Origin of the sequence: Pantoea sp. MBLJ3 (assembly GCF_000816655.1) — a bacterium.
Lineage (GTDB): Bacteria > Pseudomonadota > Gammaproteobacteria > Enterobacterales > Enterobacteriaceae > Pantoea > Pantoea eucalypti.
In genome coordinates this window covers 521,836-538,714 of the sequence record NZ_JSUT01000005.1, presented here as the reverse complement: position 1 = coordinate 538,714, position 16,879 = coordinate 521,836, and the positions used below count along the sequence as shown (strand labels likewise).

At 50.6% G+C, this 16,879-nt stretch carries 14 protein-coding genes; all 14 read right to left on the bottom strand.

The features are described from left to right. Positions 1 to 177 precede the first annotated feature (177 nt). The 14 genes from rfbC to NP77_RS08825 all read right to left on the bottom strand — a co-directional run bounded on the left by rfbC (position 178) and on the right by NP77_RS08825 (position 16,651). Positions 178 to 711, bottom strand: coding sequence for a dTDP-4-dehydrorhamnose 3,5-epimerase (rfbC, locus tag NP77_RS08890; protein WP_039659809.1), 534 nt, complete (start codon positions 709 to 711; stop codon positions 178 to 180). Further along, entirely contained in the window at positions 711 to 1,592 is an 882-nt protein-coding gene (rfbA, locus tag NP77_RS08885; RefSeq protein ID WP_039659808.1) for a glucose-1-phosphate thymidylyltransferase RfbA, read from the bottom strand. The genes rfbC and rfbA overlap by 1 nt, the downstream gene beginning before the upstream one ends. A 44-nt stretch (positions 1,593 to 1,636) precedes the next feature. After that, positions 1,637 to 2,524, bottom strand: a complete 888-nt coding sequence (rfbD, locus tag NP77_RS08880) for a dTDP-4-dehydrorhamnose reductase (protein WP_039659807.1) — start codon at positions 2,522 to 2,524, stop codon at positions 1,637 to 1,639. Further along, positions 2,524 to 3,603 (bottom strand): dTDP-glucose 4,6-dehydratase, encoded by a 1,080-nt coding sequence (gene rfbB, locus NP77_RS08875; RefSeq protein ID WP_004571295.1) that lies wholly within the window; start codon positions 3,601 to 3,603, stop codon positions 2,524 to 2,526. Before rfbB ends, rfbD begins: the two co-directional genes overlap by 1 nt. 435 nt (positions 3,604 to 4,038) lie before the next feature. Then, complete coding sequence (gene galE, locus NP77_RS08870) at positions 4,039 to 5,052, bottom strand: UDP-glucose 4-epimerase GalE (protein ID WP_039659805.1); 1,014 nt, start codon at positions 5,050 to 5,052, stop codon at positions 4,039 to 4,041. Between the two features lie 42 nt (positions 5,053 to 5,094). Beyond that, on the bottom strand, positions 5,095 to 5,997 hold the full coding sequence (gene galF / locus NP77_RS08865; protein WP_004571293.1) for a UTP--glucose-1-phosphate uridylyltransferase GalF: 903 nt from the start codon (positions 5,995 to 5,997) through the stop codon (positions 5,095 to 5,097). 278 nt (positions 5,998 to 6,275) lie between these two features. Continuing rightward, entirely contained in the window at positions 6,276 to 7,616 is a 1,341-nt protein-coding gene (locus NP77_RS08860) for a lipopolysaccharide biosynthesis protein (RefSeq protein WP_004571292.1), read from the bottom strand. After that, on the bottom strand, positions 7,613 to 8,836 hold the full coding sequence (locus tag NP77_RS08855) for a glycosyltransferase (RefSeq protein ID WP_004571291.1): 1,224 nt from the start codon (positions 8,834 to 8,836) through the stop codon (positions 7,613 to 7,615). The genes NP77_RS08860 and NP77_RS08855 overlap by 4 nt, the downstream gene beginning before the upstream one ends. A 4-nt stretch (positions 8,837 to 8,840) precedes the next feature. Then, a complete protein-coding gene (wcaK, locus tag NP77_RS08850) occupies positions 8,841 to 10,103 on the bottom strand; it encodes a colanic acid biosynthesis pyruvyl transferase WcaK (RefSeq protein ID WP_008926077.1) in 1,263 nt (420 codons plus the stop codon). Between the two features lie 161 nt (positions 10,104 to 10,264). Beyond that, positions 10,265 to 12,481 (bottom strand): phage tailspike protein, encoded by a 2,217-nt coding sequence (locus NP77_RS08845; RefSeq protein ID WP_004571289.1) that lies wholly within the window; start codon positions 12,479 to 12,481, stop codon positions 10,265 to 10,267. Positions 12,482 to 12,563: 82 nt separating this feature from the next. After that, positions 12,564 to 13,598, bottom strand: coding sequence for a glycosyltransferase (locus NP77_RS08840; RefSeq protein WP_004571288.1), 1,035 nt, complete (start codon positions 13,596 to 13,598; stop codon positions 12,564 to 12,566). 46 nt (positions 13,599 to 13,644) lie between these two features. Next, positions 13,645 to 14,397, bottom strand: coding sequence for a glycosyltransferase family 2 protein (locus NP77_RS08835; RefSeq protein WP_039659802.1), 753 nt, complete (start codon positions 14,395 to 14,397; stop codon positions 13,645 to 13,647). A 70-nt stretch (positions 14,398 to 14,467) separates the two neighbouring features. Continuing rightward, positions 14,468 to 15,385 carry a glycosyltransferase family 2 protein gene (locus NP77_RS08830; protein ID WP_039659800.1) on the bottom strand — a complete coding sequence of 306 codons (918 nt, stop codon included), beginning with the start codon at positions 15,383 to 15,385 and terminating at the stop codon, positions 14,468 to 14,470. 129 nt (positions 15,386 to 15,514) lie between these two features. Then, positions 15,515 to 16,651 (bottom strand): EpsG family protein, encoded by a 1,137-nt coding sequence (locus tag NP77_RS08825; RefSeq protein ID WP_039659798.1) that lies wholly within the window; start codon positions 16,649 to 16,651, stop codon positions 15,515 to 15,517. Between the last annotated feature and the right edge of the window lie 228 nt (positions 16,652 to 16,879).

The window sequence follows — 16,879 nt, the reverse complement described above, 5'->3', positions numbered from 1 at the left end:
TTGATTTTTGAAATCTATTTAGTTACACCCGTTGATATTCATAAAACCTGACGTAAACTTAATTTTTCCTGATTAATATTTATATATTGCTTAGTAAGATTTAATAAGTTACACGTTTCAAACAATTTAAGGATGGGCTTTTCTTTGGCTCACCCTTATTATCAATTTCTGATGTAATTATTTTAACTCAGAAAGCAGCAATCCGGATTTATCTTTTTCAGATAGAATAGGGTCTGAAACAGGCCAGTCAATCCCTAATTCTGGGTCATTCCATGAAAGACAACCTTCGCTTGACGGATCATAATAATTGGTACATTTATACTCAAAGTCTGCATAATCTGAAATGACCACAAAGCCATGAGCCAAGCCCGGCGGAACCCAGAATTGGGTTTTATTTTCTTCTGAGAGATAGACCCCTACCCATTGTTTAAACGTTGGTGATTCGGGTCTGATGTCGACTGCGACATCAAATACTTCGCCTCTTACAACACGAACCAACTTCCCTTGAGGATTATTGCGCTGGAAGTGTAAACCTCTTAATACATTTTTTGCTGAACGTGAGTGATTATCCTGTACGAATTCACCTTCGATATTGAGCGCGTGTTTATATTTTTCACTCTGGAATGTTTCCAGAAAGAAACCACGTTCGTCACCAAACACTTTAGGCTCAATGATTTTTACATCAGGAATTTTAGTATCAATAATATTCATTATAAACGTCCTTCAACCAGCGCCATCAGGTATTTGCCATATTCATTTTTAAGATATGGTTTAGCCAGTTCCTGTAATTGCTCTTTATTAATGAAATCCATTCTGAATGCGATTTCTTCCGGGCAGGCAACTTTTAGACCCTGACGTGATTCTATAGTCTGGATAAAATTGTTCGCTTCCATCAGACTTTGATGTGTGCCTGTATCTAACCAGGCGTGTCCGCGGCCCATAATTGATACAGAAAGCTTCCCCTGCTCCATGTAGATACGGTTGATATCCGTAATCTCCAGTTCACCGCGGGGTGATGGCGCAAGGTTTTTCGCCATCTCCACAACACTGTTGTCATAGAAATAGAGACCGGTCACTGCATAGTTGCTGCGAGGATGTTCAGGTTTTTCGACCAGAGAAATGGCTTTGCCATCTTTATCAAATTCAACAACGCCATAACGCTCAGGGTCAGTGACGTGATAGGCAAAGACAGTTGCCCCATCATCTTTCATCGATGCAGCTTCAAGTTGCTTGTAAAGATCGTGACCATAGAAAATATTGTCGCCAAGGATCAATGCGACGGAGTCGTCACCAATAAACTCTTCACCAATGATAAATGCCTGAGCAAGACCATCAGGGCTAGGCTGAACTTTATACTGAATCGAAATTCCCCACTGTGAGCCATCTCCCAGCAGACTTTCAAAGCGCGGCGTGTCCTGCGGGGTACTGATGATCAGAATGTCATTAATTCCTGCCAGCATCAGCGTACTGAGCGGATAGTAAATCATTGGTTTGTCGTAAACCGGCAGCAATTGCTTGCTGACTGCCATCGTTACCGGATAGAGGCGCGTTCCTGAGCCACCAGCGAGAATAATGCCTTTATTCTTTTTCACAATTTCACCTTAATTGGCCAGGCCGCTATTGCGGCCTGCTTCTATTAAATAAGAGTTTCAAGCAACATACGTTCAACGCCAACTGTCCAGTCGGGCAGGTTCAGACCAAAGGCCTGTTGAAACTTTTCTGTATTGAGTCTTGAGTTTGCCGGTCGTTTAGCCGGTGTAGGGAACGCACTCGTTGGCACAGCTTTAATTGCCTGTACCTGCAGTTCGATGCCTTGCGCTTTTGCAAACTCTATCACTTTAGTGGCATAGGCATGCCAGGTTGTCTCTCCCCCTGCAATCAGGTGATACAGACCAGTAACGGTCCTGTCATTCAGAGCTACTCTGATTGCATGAGCAGTGCAGTCAGCAATCAACTCAGCGCCGGTTGGTGCACCAAACTGGTCATTGATTACTGATAATGAATCGCGATCTTTTGCCAGTTTCAGCATCGTTTTGGCAAAGTTATTACCTTTAGCTGCGTAGACCCAGCTTGTACGGAAAATAAGATAGCGGCTCATGTGGCGGACAATGGCTTGCTCACCTTCCAGCTTACTCTGTCCATAAACATTCAGCGGAGCGGTTGCATCATCTTCGCGCCAGGGTCTATCACCTGAACCGTCAAAAACATAATCCGTTGAGTAGTGAACCAGCCACGCGCCGATTTCCTCGGCTGCCTGTGCCAATGCTTCAATAGACGTTGCATTGACCACGTGCGCTTTATCTTGCTCAGTTTCGGCTTTATCAACAGCAGTGTAAGCAGTGGCATTCACGATCACGTTCGGATTGAGCTTTCGAACTGTCTCGGCGATGCCAGCAGGATTTTCAAAATCACCACAGTAATCAGTTGATTGACGGTCAACAACCGTCAATTTCCCAAGCGGAGCCAGCGCCCGTTGTAACTCCCAACCCACCTGACCGTTTTTACCAAAAAGCAAAATATTCATTAGCTACGCTTCTCGTAATTTTCTTCGATCCAGTTCTGATAAGCACCACTCTTGACATGCTCAACCCACTGCGAATTGTTGAGATACCATTCAACGGTTTTTTTCAGGCCCGTTTCAAAGGTCTCTTCCGGTTTCCAGCCAAGATCTTTTTCGATCTTAGCGGCGTCGATCGCGTAGCGGCGATCGTGACCCGGACGATCCTGAACGTAGGTAATCTGATCGCTGTACGGGGTTGCCTTTGGTCGCAGCTCATCCAGCAGTTCGCAGACTTTCAGCACAACATCGATGTTTTTCTTTTCGTTATGACCACCGATGTTATAGGTAGTGCCGGTCTCTGCATTTTTCACCACGGTATAGAGCGCGCGCGCGTGGTCTTCAACATAGAGCCAGTCACGAATCTGGTCGCCTTTGCCATAGATAGGTAACGGTTTGCCTTCCAGCGCATTACTGATAATCAACGGGATCAGTTTTTCCGGGAAATGGTAAGGACCGTAGTTGTTTGAACAGTTTGTCACAATCACCGGCAACTTGTAGGTTCGGCCCCAGGCGCGTACCAGATGATCGCTGGCTGCCTTCGTTGACGAGTAAGGGCTGCTTGGCGCATAAGGGGTTTCTTCGGTAAACAGCGGTAGTTCACCGTCCATCTCGTCCGGATGAGGTAAGTCACCATAGACTTCATCCGTTGAAATATGGTGAAAACGGAAAGCTGATTTACGCTCTTCAGGCAGAGCGCTCCAGTACTGACGGCTTGCCTCTAGCAGTGCATAGGTGCCAACCACGTTGGTCTGTACGAATTCCGCCGGACCGGTGATTGAACGGTCTACATGGCTTTCTGCGGCAAGGTGCATGATGGCATCTGGCTGAAATTCATTTAACGCTTCAGTGATAGCCTGACCGTCGCAGATATCGATCTGCTTAAAGGTGTAGCGTGGATTACTGCTAATCTCTTTCAACGATTCAAGATTGCCTGCGTAAGTAAGTTTATCAACGTTTATGACTTCATCGTTCGTATTGTTGATAACATGACGCACAACCGCTGAACCGATAAAACCTGCACCACCAGTGATAAGAATCTTCATAACGTATTTATTCCTGACAAGCTATCTGAGGCATGGGCGCCTGAATAAGAAGCAGACAATCATAGGTGTTTTCAGAGCACGCTACCGCCCCTGGGTTACAGCTCCCACGATGCTGATTATCTTTGACCGAATAAGTATGCTGAAACATGAACTCGCCAGGTGTTCAGCATTCAATTGATTGATATCACTTTATTAATGAAATTAGTTAAGTGGGTTTATCATTCAACCATCGTAAATTCTATCACTCAGGTATAGCTATTACGAATAAAATGCGATTATGCCGAGGGTGTTAGTTCAACTTATGAGCGCTTTGCAGGCACAGATGATGGTTGCTGATGCGCCAGGACGATGCAATCAGAATATTGAGAAAGGTCTTATAAGATAATTCAAACCAAATATAAGAAAGGCGAACCTATGTTCGCCTTCTGTTTTCAGCTACTTAAACCCATCCGGGTTCTTACTCTGCCAGTTCCACGTATCGCGCATCATCTCATCGATGCCGCGCGTCACGCGCCAGTCGAGCGTACTGTTCGCCAGTGACGCATCGGCCCAGAATGCAGGCAAATCGCCATCACGGCGTGGCTTAATTTCAAACGGAATCGCTTTACCAGACGCCTTCTCAAACGCCTTGATCATCTCCAGTACAGAGAAGCCTTTGCCGCCGCCCAGGTTAAAGGCCGTGTAGCCCTCAACTTTATTGAGGTGGTCCAGTGCTTTCAGGTGCCCTTCCGCCAGGTCTACCACGTGGATATAGTCACGCAGGCAGGTACCGTCTGGCGTATCGTAATCACCGCCAAACACGCCCAGCTTCTCCAGACGCCCAATCGCAACCTGCGCAATGTATGGCAGCAGGTTGTTCGGGATACCCGTCGGGTCTTCACCAATTTCGCCAGACTCATGCGCGCCAACCGGGTTGAAGTAACGCAGGGCAATGGCCTTGAACTTCGGCTCTGCTTTAGCGAAGTCGCGCATCACGAACTCGGTCATCAGTTTAGAGGTGCCGTAAGGACTGGTGGTACCGCCAATCGGGGTGGTCTCAACGTATGGAACCGGTGCATCTGCGCCGTAAACGGTCGCTGATGAGCTGAAGATGAAGTTCCAGACGCCGGCGTTGCGCATCTCTTCCAGCAGTACCACGGTGCCTGCTACGTTGTTCTCGTAGTATTCCAGCGGCATGCGGGTTGATTCACCCACTGCTTTCAGGGCTGCGAAGTGGATGACGGCTGAAATGCTATTTGACGCGAATAAATCACGCAGGCAGGCACGGTCACGGATATCGCCTTCAACGAAGGTCGCTTTTTTACCCGCCAGTTTCTCAACGCGATTAATCGCTTCGCGTGAGGCATTGCAGAGGTTATCCAGAACTACAACATCATCACCGCGCTGCAACAGCGCCAGTACGGTATGGGAGCCGATATACCCTGCTCCGCCCGTTACTAAAATTGCCATGTGAGCTCCTTTCAATCTGCCGCGCAGAACGCGGCGAATTTATTACTTTTGTTTTGCGAGGATGGTCTGGATAGCTTCGCGGAACTCACGACCCTGCGTGTTACTGCGCAGTCCGTAAGAGACAAACGCCTGCATGTATCCAAGTTTACGACCGCAGTCGAAACTGTGACCGGTCAGCAGCGAAACATCAACGGTTTTGTTTTTGCTCAGGCTGGCAATCGCATCGGTCAGCTGAATACGACCCCATGCGCCTGGCTCAGTGCGCTCCAGTTCCGCCCAGATATCAGCAGAAAGAACATAGCGACCTACCGCTGCCAGGTCAGAGCTCAGTCCTGCAGTATCTTCTGGCTTCTCAACGAAATCGGTGATGGTGCTGATGTCACCTGGGTGTTCAATCGGCTCTGCAGTGGTGATCACTGAGTACTCAGTCAGATCGGACGCTGGCATATGCTGTGCCAGAACCTGGCTGTGGCCGGTCTCTTCGAAACGGGCAACCATTGCAGCCAGGTTATAACGCATGTGGTCCGCGGTAGAATCATCCAGCAGGACGTCTGGCAGCACCACCACGAACGGGTTATCACCGATCATTGGACGGGCACAGAGAATGGAGTGACCCAGGCCCAGTGGCTGTGCCTGACGCACGTTCATGATCGTTACGCCTGGCGGGCAGATAGACTGCACTTCGCTCAGTAGCTGACGCTTCACGCGTGCTTCGAGCAGTGCTTCCAGCTCGTAAGTGGTGTCGAAGTGGTTTTCTACTGCATTTTTAGATGCATGCGTGACCAGCACAATCTCTTTAATACCCGCGGCAACGCACTCGTCAATGATGTACTGGATCATCGGTTTGTCGACGACAGGCAGCATCTCTTTCGGAATGGCTTTAGTCGCAGGGAGCATATGCATACCGAGGCCCGCAACGGGGATTACTGCTTTAAGCTTGGTCATATTTATTCCGTTTAATAAAATGAAGATGTGGGTCGATTATGCAGGATCGGCCGGAAGTCCAAGTATAATCTTTATCTGAAAAGCGGACAGTAACTCTCTGTCATATCTTGGAAATTCGGCATTTTGCCCATTGCCAGATACGGCATAAACTGAATAAAGACAATCAGTAATCAAATATGACGACTGTGATCTGCAGCACTATCCGTTGGATGCCTGAGACCAGCCATAAATGAAAACGGGCGACCCTAAGGTCGCCCGTTGATATATCTGTGCAGTAATCAGAGCCAGCCTTCAAACCACTCTGGCATCACAAACAGATTAAAGTGATTTACCAGCAACATCACACCGACAAATACCACCGACACCGCCACCCACTGACGGGCATAAGGAATAAACCGAATGCCAATCACCGGCTTGATAAAGAACGGATGCGCCAGTGCGGAGATCAGGATCTGCGAGATAGAGAGCGTCAGCGCCACGTAGAGCACGTTAGGCCAGATAAAGGTGGTCGCCAGTACGGCCAGCACCACAATACTCGCCACGATGTTCCAGTAAAACTCTACGTTGGTCCGCCCGTTGGCCTGTGAAATCGCCCCGGTCAGGCCGCCCATCGGTCGCAGCATGCCAAACAGCAGCATTAGCGGGATCAGATGATAAACCTGCTCATGCGACGCACCATAAAGTACACGGACGATGACCGGCGAGAAGATACCAATCACCAGGTACATCGCGCTGCTGAACAACATGATCCCCAGCGTGCCCTTCAGGAACAGCTTTTTCAGCTGCTCGGCATCGTGCTGCTTTTCAGCAAAACGTGGCAGTGCCAGACGGTTGATCACCGGCGTGACCAGCTTCAGCGGTTGCAGTACCAGCTCTTTCGCCAGCGAGTAGACACCCAGCATCTCGGCACCCATCACTTTACCCACCACCAGCGCATCCGCCTGGGTACGCAGCTGATTAATAGTCTGCGAGCCGAGCTGATAGCTGCCGTAGCGAATGGCGCCGATAAAGGTCGCTTTGTCGAACTCCCACGTCGGACGCCATGACTTTTCGCCCAGCGCAATCATGCAAAGGATGCGGGTAAAGGCGTTGATAAACAGACCCAGAATCGCGGCTGCCACCGTGAGCGAGGTGAACTCCAGCATCGCCACGACACAGAGGAAGGCAAACAGCTTGGTGCCCATCTCAATCTTCGCCAGCGAGACCATCCGCTTGGTTTTGATGTAGTGCGCCTGATATTGGGACAGATGCCCCAGCACCAGGAAGTTCAGGCTGGTCAGCATGATCAGCCCGGTCAGCTCTGGCAGATGATAGAACCAGGAAACCGGGAAGGCGATCAGTAACATGATCAGACCGGTGCACAAGCTGAGTGAGACGTTCACCCAGTAGATAGTGCTCTGCTCACGACGAGTAATATTCTGGCGATGCACCAGATAACTGCTCATCCCCATATCCTGCAGCACACCCGCCACCGCCAGGATGGCGTTGATGATGGCTAACAGGCCCAGCTCGTGGGTTTCCAGTTTGCGGGCGAGAAAGCTCAGCTGTGCAACCTGCAACACTGCGGAAAAGCAGGTGCTGCCGAACAGCCAAATCGCCTGTGACTTAAATCCACTCACACCAGTCGCTCCAGAATCTGTGCCAGTTCGCCATAGGCGATATGCTGATTAAATTCAGTCTCAACTTTGTGACGTGCAGCTGCGACGACGGGCGCCACATCCACTTCGCCCTGAGAGAGCTTCAGCAGCGTTTCCGCCAGCGCCTCAGGATCGTCCTCTTCCACCAGCCAGCCAGACACGTTGTTCTCAATCAGTTCCGGAATACCACTGTGGAAGGTTGAGACCACCGGCAGGCCCACCGCCATCGCCTCCATCAGTGCAACCGGAATACCTTCCATGTCACCATCTGCGGCGGTTTTAGACGGCAGCAGGAAGATATCGGCTTCGCTCAGCGCACGACGAATCTCCTCCTGCGGTTTGAAGCCCGGCATGCTGACGCAATCCTCCATCCCCTCGCGGGCGATGAAATCACGCATCATCTCATCCTGATCGCCATTGCCGATGATGGTGTACTGAAACTGACCGCCACGCTGCTTCAGGATGGCGCTGGCTTTGACCGCCACATCCAGCCCTTTCTTCTCGGTCAGACGCGCCACCGAAACGATACGCAGCGGCGTCTGGAACGCCTGCCGCGGCTGGAAGTTAAACTTCTCTGGTTCAATGCCCATACGCGTCACGTGAATTTTTTCCGGCGGACAGCCCATCTCGATCAGCTTGTTCTCCCACAGATGGCTGATAGGCAGCATCAGCTCACTCTGGCGGAACAGATTGACGTAATCGAGTTTGTGCTCTTCCAGAATGTGACGACGGGAAATATCGGCGCCATGAAACACGGTCGCCTGTTTACCCTTGAGCACGCCCAGTTCACGCAGCTTGTTCGCCAGCGCACCGGCATAGCCGAAATGCACCAGGAACACATCTGCAGTGAAGGTCTGCTTTGCATTCGCCACAATCGACGGCAGCAGCAGTTTGCTGGACTGCGCGCCATAACGGCGCACATTCAGCGAACGCAGTAGCGACGGTTTGGTCACTTTTGGCAGCACCAGTTTGATACGCTGGTTCAGCTTATCGACAATTGAGATTTTCTCTTCCGGCAGCAGATAGTGCGTCTTCGCCGCCAGACCATACTCATCAAACGCGGCATGCCGGTTCACTAAATCGCCGGGAAAGACTGAAATGATCTCCACCTCGTAACCGGCATCAATAAAATGGGTTACCTGATTTAGTACGAATGTCTCAGAGGCAACCGGGAAACGCATGGTGAAAAAAGTCAGTTTCATCACATTACCCTAATACTTTGAGAATCTCTTCAGTGATCCGGTTGCCAATTTCCCTTTCATTCGCAACGGCCGTGTTGACCTTCAGCTTGATGTTGTCGTAATCGGCAAGGACCGTTTTTACCTTATCGATCAGCGAGCCATCCATCAGGCTTTTTACGTCGGTTGCCATCTGCGGCAGACCAAGCTGGTTCATCACACCCATCGACTTGTGCTCGTAGTTGATTGCCACAGCCGGGGTGCCAAAGTTCATGGAGATAATCGCCGAGTGCAGGCGGGTACCAATGGTCAGATGACAATGACTCAGCAGGATGCCCAGCTCCAGGTCATTAAACTCATCCATGATGACATGGTAATGTTCAGGCTGCGTCACGTGGTCACGCAGTGTCAGTGCGACCATGCGATCATCTTTGGCATAGCTGTCGATGCCGGTACAGGTTGAGAACGCCACAACCTGATAGCCTTCCGCAATCATGGCGTTGATGACCCGGCCAAATGCTGCTTCATACTCTTTCTGTGTGACACCCAGACGTTTATCAAACGGCGCCAGTTCACGCACGGTGATCGCGATGGTTTTACGACCATCGATAATGCCCTGCCAGTAGAGCAGGTTATGGCTTGGGTTTTCGACTTCACGCGCACGTACCAGGAAAGCGGTATCCACACCAGACGCCACTTTAGAGCTGGTCACACCATCGCGCTTCATCAGATCAAGGCTGACCGATTCGCGCAGCACCAGGCTGTCGACCCGATCAAAGACAAAATTCGCCAGCGCATTAACGCGCGGGTTCTGGAAAGGCCCCACCGAGTGACCAATCAGGTAGATCGGCTTTTTGGCCATCAGTGCACAGAGCGCATGGTCGAACTGGGTTACGCCATAGAGGTCAACGAAGAACGATCCGCCCACCTGAATAATCGCATCATATTTTTCCAGACTTTCCGTAAACGCTTTCAGGTGCGGTGGTACTGAGAAGGACTTAAAGATACCGCCCTTGCCCAGATGCGCCATCATGATATCGGGCATCAGGCGGTTCGCGACTTTACGTTTAAACGAACCGACCAGACCTTTACCAGACTTGCTGTTGTGCAGATACAGCGCATCCTGCTGTATATCCTGCTGGAGCAGATAACCGGAGCTGGTTGGATAACGGCTTATAACGTCAATCTCTAAATCACTCCGTGCAGACCGCATTGAATCAATCAGTCCACGAAGAATCGCGCCATCCCCGCGGTTCCCACACGTGTGGTTACCCACCAATAAAATTTTCATAAAAACTCCGAATGAATTTTTTTTAATTCTGAAAGCCGCCCAGATCCGCAATGGGCAAAATGAACTCTGATTAAAAGTAATGCTTTACGGGATAACGCACCCAAAGGTAGTGCTCCTGTTGAAACCGGCCGCCTCCATTCTGGCGGCCGTTATAGACGCTGTTACGACTTAATCGCGAAGTAAGGCAGTGCAACCTGTTTCCCGTTGATTACCACGGAAACAAACCCTTCTGGCTTACTGGTATCAACCTGATCGGCAGCGATCGGACGGGAAGCCATTAACAGATCGCCCTGCTCGTTGGCACCGATACCCGCTTTGCCGTTGTGCAGGCTGAAGCGCTGTGGCGCGCGTTTCGTCGCGTCACCTGACGGTGGATTGCCCTTCTCCATTACCGCATTGACCCGCGCACAGCGCCCGGTCACAAAGCGATCTTTACCGGTGGTTTTCACCAGCACGGCAGCCGACGGCGTCCAGCCCGCCAGTTTGACGTAGAGATGCACATCGGTGTCATGCTCAGCCACATAGCGCACATCCACAATCGGGCAGCTGCCTTCGGCTGACCAGCTCGCTTCCGAGCGGTCTTTCTTACGCTGCACGTGGATTACCGCGCGGCCGCCGGTGGTCTTGTCGCCGATCAGGTTCATCAGCGGCTTATCACCACTGCCGTTACTGAATTGCGACTGACCGAAAATCTCGATCTCCCATGAATCCCCCACCGTCGGTGAGTAGAGGCTGCCGAGATCAAACCAGGTTTCCTGATTCGTGTTGTTCTCTAAGCGCCAGCGCGAGGTGATGTAGTTGTACTTCAGGCTGCCATCCAGTGCGACGCCATAGGACTCAACGCGGGTAGAGCCCATTTCCCAGATGCTAAGCAGACGATCGCCCTGCATGGAGTTATCAATCCAGCTGCCCGACTGGAGACTGGTCTGACGCATATTCAGGCGAGTGTTATGGGCGATAAGCGGATTCTTACAATCCTCAATGCTCAGCGCATCAACGATCCACTGGCCGTTGGAGAGATCGCCTGGGTTATCGCAGTGCTCAATCCAGCCGTTATGGATAATTGACTGACCGCAGCGCGGCAGGTTAAGGACTTTACCGCCACGACAGTGCTGCGCATTGAAGTTTGACAGCTCAATTGCGGTGCTGTGGTCCCATTTGCCCTGCTTCTGCCCTGACCAGCCCGATTTAATTACGTCGCCGCTGCAACGAGAGGCGTACCACTGGTCAATTTTACAATCGAGGGTATCCTGCAGGCTGATGGCCGTGCCGCCAACGGCGTTAAAGCGCAGGCAGGCACCCCGGAAATATTGTCCGCCAGGACAGTTGTTATGGAAAAAGCCCTGCTGATTTGCACTCTTATCGCTGTTGCCATTAAAAATCAGGTTGGAAAGTTCAACGCGACGGGCGTTCATCTCAAAGACGAACGCTGACTTACCATCCGAGACAATTGTGGTCGCTGGAAAATAGCCGAAGTTCACCATCGCACCGGACATGCGGAAGAAGTTGAGATACTTATCGCCAAGGTTACAGGCTGAGACCATAAAGGTACCGGCCGGGAACTGGACGCAGATCTGCTGGTTAGCCTGCTGCGACCACTGGAACATCGCCATAATGGCGGGTGCCGTATCGGTTTTGCCATCGGCAATCGCACCGAAATCAAACAGCGTCAGGCGGTTAAAATCGTCTACCACACGACGCCAGGAGAACCCCTCACCGGCAAAATTCACACCGCCATCATTCTGGGCAGGCTGGAAGCTCCCGACAAACTCGCCGCCGCCAACTTCCCGTCCTTCATGCCAGCTTTTCAGCTTAACCTTGGCCCCTTCAAACAGTGGACGGGTTTTACGTAACTCCGCCACAGACGCAATCTCACCAATCAGCTGATAACCCGCTGGCTGCGCCAGACGCTGACTGAAATCTGCAGCGCCCGGACGACTGACATCCGCAATGTTGAACAGCGTCTGACCGTTGCTGTCTTCCACCGTCATCGAATGCGAAGGATCGGCAATCAATGCGGCATTGTCCTGAATAAACTGGGTAAAATTGCCTTTATTCAGCGCGATGGGCTGCGCAATCTCAGACACCTTACCGCTGGCGTCACGCAGGAAGACCGGAATCTGGTTGCCAGGCTTACTGGCATCCGCACCCGCTTTACCGATCCAGAGTTTTCCTTCAAAGCTCTGCCAGAATTGCGGTGGCATCGCGTAGACATTTTCTGGCGTCAGGATCGGCACGTCGCCTTTCGGGATATTAGTGGCATCAACCGGCTTCAGGGCAATACCGTTACTTTTTGCAGCGTAGCTGGAAAAGGTGCTCACGGAGAGAGCCCCCACCAGAGCGGAGGCGGCGGTCTGTAAAACTTCTCTTCTTTTCATGCATCAATTCCCGTAGTCAATAAGGCCATTGGCCATGGCGGTGTCCCTGAGGCACGTCGCAAGTGAGCGTTTCCAGCTCCGGTTAAACCAATGACAGCCAGCTTTGCTTAATCTGGTTACCGTCGAATTTCAGCGCGGTTTGTTTGGTTTTTTCGCTCATGGCATAGAACAGGGCGTCATCGGTAGCGAGCTGCTCCATTCGTGCCAGAAACGTGGCTTTATCATTCATCGGAACCAGGAAACCGTCTTCACCGTGATTGATGATCTCCTGCGGTCCGGTCGGACAGTCATACGCTACAACGGGCAGTGACCAGGATTTTGCTTCCAGCAGCACCAGTGGCAATCCTTCATAACGCGAGGTCATCAGCGCCATATCGCTGTCACGGTAGTAGTCATTGATATTGCTGACCTTACCGACAAACTTCACGCTGTCAGTGATGCCCAGTACGGCGGCCTGATCGTGCAGCTGCTGACGCAGTTCACCATCACCGGCAATCACCAGCGTCCAGTCCGGATGGCTGCGTGCGAAGTCGCGCCAGATATCCAGCATCAGATCAAACCCTTTCTGGTTATCCAGACGGCCCACCGCCAGCGCCTGACGATGACGAGTCTGACGCTGAAAACCTTTGTAGACGACGGGGTTAGGAATTTGCTTGCTGGGAATGTGCCAGCGGCTGAACACCTGATGATCTTTGTCGGTCAGAACAATCACGCGGTCGTAGTAGCGCAGCAACAGAAACTTGAGGAACTTGATCGGCTTGCTGAAGGAGTTAATGGCAATGTGCTCGCAGGCGTAGGCTTTGCCCCGTTTCTTCTTCATTGCCAGCAGATTCCAGAAGGCAAACATGACGCTCAGACGCCCCATGCTGATCAGGAAGACGGTATCGAAACCCTCTTCGTGGATCCGGGCTACCGCGCTTTTAATGGGGTTGCTCTGCCCTTCGAAGCTGACAATCTGTCTGACATGTTCAAACGGATAAAAAGTCTTACCACTGCCTTCCAGCGAGTAGATGGTGACGTCATGTGTTTCGCCAAGACACTCTGACATGAAGTTACAGATGTTCTCGGTGCCCGCATACGAATAAGCATCTTTGATCACCAGGACAATTTTTTTCATGAAACGCTATCCACCTCAAATAATAAAGACAATCCTGCCGACAGGCTCAACGATGCTTAAGGGTAAACAGCACACCATTCACCATATACCAGGCGTAATAGTAATAGATTTTTAACGGATTGTTTTTATAGATAATTCTTAATAATTCAAGGTGCCACTGGGCTGCTTTGTTCTTATTGCGAGAAAGGGAATCGCCTAATTCGTAATAGTTGACAAGAATCGTCTGAATTACCCGTGCCTGCTTATAGCGGGTGAATAATTCATACAAAAACAGGAAATCTTCATGACCTTTGCGCTGGAAGAAAAGTCCCTGTGGCGGACGACGGAAACAGACAGAGGAGAAGCAGACGCGATACTGCTTTTTCACAAAGTTGTCCTGCTGCAGGTAAGGCTTTCCGTAGGTAATGTCGTGCTCAGCCTTGCGGGTTTTATAGTGATATTCGGTAATCACAAAATCATCACCGGCGGCGATAGCAGCTACCTGCTGGGTCAGCTTATCCGCATGCCACTCATCATCGCTGTCAAGAAAGGCAATAATCTCTTCAGTGGCCGCGCGCAGTCCGACGTTGCGGGTCTCTGCTGCGCCCATGTTGACCGCGTTATCCAGAATGGTAATGCGCGGATCCTGACAATGCTCCCGCACAAATGCCAGCGAGTCATCAGTGGATTTATCGTTGACCAGATAGAGGTGCCAGTCGGTATAGTGCTGATTGATAACCGATTGCACAGCGCGTAACACGGTCTGACGGGCATTGTACATAGGCATAACAATGCCAACGGTTCCAACAGAAGTATTCATCTTCAACCCTGAATGTAAACGAAAAGAGAGGTGCTCCTGGTATCAGGAGCAGAGCGAGGCGCAGTGCGCGTCAGGAGATCGCTTTCTCACCGCCAAAACGTGCTTTGACCTTGTCTTTAACCCGGTTCATAAAATAAGCACGGTTGTCTTTATTGGTGAGGAAGAAGTAGCGAGCAAAGCTCAGGCTCGCCATCAGCGACTTACCGTCCATCTTGTAGCGCAGCGGCAGCTTAAAAGCTTTGTAGGTGTGGATATCACGCGGGGTAAGATGCGGCTTCATGCTATCAAGCCAAAACATCGAATAGTTCACCGATTCGCCTTTATGTTTTGAGCCAAATTTTGTGACCAGGTGGTAGTTCGCCAGCGGTGCGGCGATCATCACAAAGTCATAGCCCATGCGGTCGGCACGAATGCAGAAATCATAATCCTGATGACGGATGTAGCGGGTATCGAACTGAATTTTCGACGCATCTTCCCGTTTCAGCACAATCGTGCTGGTCTGGATAAAGCCATAACAGCCGAACAGATACTCAGCGACGGTTTCATTTTTGCCTGGTGGCTGCATTGGCATCACTTTCAGGAATGTGCCGTCCTGATAGATATTTACCTGGCTGAAAATAACGACATTCTTTTTGCCCTGTGCGTCCAGTTGAGCAATTTTTTCAGTTACCTGCTGCAGTTTGTCCGCCGCCCACTCATCATCGGCGTCAAGAAAACTGACATAATCACCGGTCGCCAGCTCAATGCCTTTGTTACGTGCACCGGCCCCGTTGAGTTTGACCTCAGAAAGCACCAGATTGATGTCGAGATCCTGATAGCGTTCGCTGCGAACGACCTCCGCCAGCGCGGCGGCATCTGCAGACTTATCATCCACGATGATGACTTCGAAATTACGATACGTTTGTGCTTTAACGCAATCCAGCGTCGTGACAATCGATTCTGACGCGTTATAAGCCGGAATTACGATGGAGAAACGAATGTCCTTCATTGCCAGCACCTCATTAAAAAGTTCAAAAAAATAAACAGTTCAGTCGACAACGGTCGATTAAAAATCTGAATTCTCACACGCGAGCGCCCCCGCGTGACACTTATCACGAAGGGGCGCCCGTCGGGTCAATCAGTGGACCAGCCAAAACTCCCGCGCCACTTCATAGCCAGTAACGGCCTGCTTGGTTGAAATGGTGTTGTAGTAGAGGTAATAGAGCAGGAAGAACACCAGCATCGCGTACAGCGCTGGCTTCCACGATCGCCTGGCCTGATAAATCAGTGAGGTCAGGATGATCGGCTCGACCTGTTGCAAATAGTTGGACAGGCGCGAACCTGAAGGGAAGTTGTACAGGAAGATCCTGACAGCACCGCCAATAGCAAAACTCATGATCAGCAGATAGTTAAGACGATACTGAGCATAATTTTCGCGCTTCAACTGGTCAGTAAGCATGAAATAGAAGAAGACAAACACCAGCATGATGTTTTTCAGGTTCGATACGGCCAGGATGCTGCCACCCATTGCGTAGGACGGGTCATTGTTATAGCCCGATGCCCTTTCCCCCAGCGATCCAAGATGACCCGCAATCAGGGCAACAAAGCTGGATCCGCCCACTACGGACAGCGGCAGACTGGCAACGATAATGACCACAGGCCACCAGCGCCAGTCGCGAATAAACAGGAACGGCACAAGTGTTACCACCATTACGGCAGTGTTATGGCTTGTAAACGACAGAATAAAGAAGGCAAAAGCCCACCAGTAACGCTTGAGATAGATTGACCACAGGACACCAAGGAACAGCGCAGAACTCAGGCCAAAGCGAATCTGGTTTATATCTTTGTTAATAAAGATGTGCGCTGAATAGAGCACCAGCGCCAGCACCGGATACGGTGACATCTTTTTGAAAAAGTAAGCATTGATGGATACGGCAAGGGCGCAGAAAACAAACAGAAAGATGCTGGCATTATGCGAAAACAGACTGGTGATCCAGGCCGTGGCAAAAATCAGCGGTTCGTAACGGAAAAAAGCAACGGTTTTAAAGAAGCCGTTAATCTCTATACGTCGAACAAAGTCTTCAAAGAAGCTCCGGTACTGGAAGTCATCCATGCCGGTGCCAAGGCCGCGTATTCCCCCAAAAACAATCAATAGAATGGCAGCAAAACAGAGCAGCCAGGTCAGAATATGATTTGTGCGTTCGTCTTTTTTCAGGGCTAATTCAAACAGCGAAATCAGCAGTAAAAATCCTGATACATACCAATATGGAGCCATGGTGTGATTCCTTAATTCCACAAGTTCTCATGCCAGCAATAATCACGCTTCGCCTTCCCGACGGGCTTTTCAGTAAACCTGACAGTACGGTCACACATTGCGTGCAGGCAATGCCATGCTGGTGATGAATTCTGTTGATTGACGCTCGCCATGCGATTTATAGAGGTATCGCTTTTGTGGGTTTGGACAGAATAACCTGTGTAAATTGATGCGTGTCGTCATTCAAAA

Excerpts from the sequence above, each read along its gene's own strand:
- NP77_RS08830 (WP_039659800.1), bottom strand. The coding sequence starts at position 15,385 with ATGAAGGACATTCGTTTCTCCATCGTAATTCCGGCTTATAACGCGTCA.
- NP77_RS08855 (WP_004571291.1), bottom strand. The coding sequence starts at position 8,836 with ATGAAACTGACTTTTTTCACCATGCGTTTCCCGGTTGCCTCTGAGACA.
- NP77_RS08840 (WP_004571288.1), bottom strand. The coding sequence starts at position 13,598 with ATGAAAAAAATTGTCCTGGTGATCAAAGATGCTTATTCGTATGCGGGC.
- wcaK (WP_008926077.1), bottom strand. The coding sequence starts at position 10,103 with ATGAAAATTTTATTGGTGGGTAACCACACGTGTGGGAACCGCGGGGAT.
- rfbB (WP_004571295.1), bottom strand. The coding sequence starts at position 3,603 with ATGAAGATTCTTATCACTGGTGGTGCAGGTTTTATCGGTTCAGCGGTT.
- rfbD (WP_039659807.1), bottom strand. The coding sequence starts at position 2,524 with ATGAATATTTTGCTTTTTGGTAAAAACGGTCAGGTGGGTTGGGAGTTA.
- rfbC (WP_039659809.1), bottom strand. The coding sequence starts at position 711 with ATGAATATTATTGATACTAAAATTCCTGATGTAAAAATCATTGAGCCT.
- NP77_RS08845 (WP_004571289.1), bottom strand. The coding sequence starts at position 12,481 with ATGAAAAGAAGAGAAGTTTTACAGACCGCCGCCTCCGCTCTGGTGGGG.
- galF (WP_004571293.1), bottom strand. The coding sequence starts at position 5,997 with ATGACCAAGCTTAAAGCAGTAATCCCCGTTGCGGGCCTCGGTATGCAT.
- NP77_RS08825 (WP_039659798.1), bottom strand. The coding sequence starts at position 16,651 with ATGGCTCCATATTGGTATGTATCAGGATTTTTACTGCTGATTTCGCTG.
- galE (WP_039659805.1), bottom strand. The coding sequence starts at position 5,052 with ATGGCAATTTTAGTAACGGGCGGAGCAGGGTATATCGGCTCCCATACC.
- NP77_RS08835 (WP_039659802.1), bottom strand. The coding sequence starts at position 14,397 with ATGAATACTTCTGTTGGAACCGTTGGCATTGTTATGCCTATGTACAAT.